This is a genomic window from Alcanivorax sp. UBA3183, from assembly GCF_002364155.1.
Taxonomy (GTDB): domain Bacteria; phylum Pseudomonadota; class Gammaproteobacteria; order Pseudomonadales; family Alcanivoracaceae; genus Alcanivorax; species Alcanivorax jadensis.
Genome location: NZ_DEXN01000025.1, coordinates 37726 through 37995 on the forward strand (window position 1 = coordinate 37726; position 270 = coordinate 37995).

Here is a 270-nt window from a genome sequence, read left to right on the forward strand (position 1 = left end):
CTCGTAGCTCGTAGCTCGTATCTACTCCAGATAGGTATACCCGGCCAGGCCCTCGCGTACCAGCCCGATAAAGGTTTCCTGCTCGCCGTCGCTCAAATGCGCCTGGCGACAATGTTGCTCCAGGGCTCCCAGCAACTTGTCGGTATCGTAGTTCACGTAGCGCAGCACGGAGCTCACCGTGTCGCCCTGAATGGCGTGGCTCAGGGTGATGGCGCCATCGGCTTCCACGTCCACATCCACGGAATCCGTGTCGCCGAACAGGTTGTGCAT

The 270-nt window shown here is 60.0% G+C and carries 1 pseudogene; it reads right to left on the bottom strand.

Going from position 1 to position 270, the window contains the following annotated elements:
• Nucleotides 1–21: 21 nt before the first annotated feature.
• Nucleotides 22–270, bottom strand: a pseudogene (locus tag B3Q33_RS10215) (arginine decarboxylase); the annotation flags it as partial.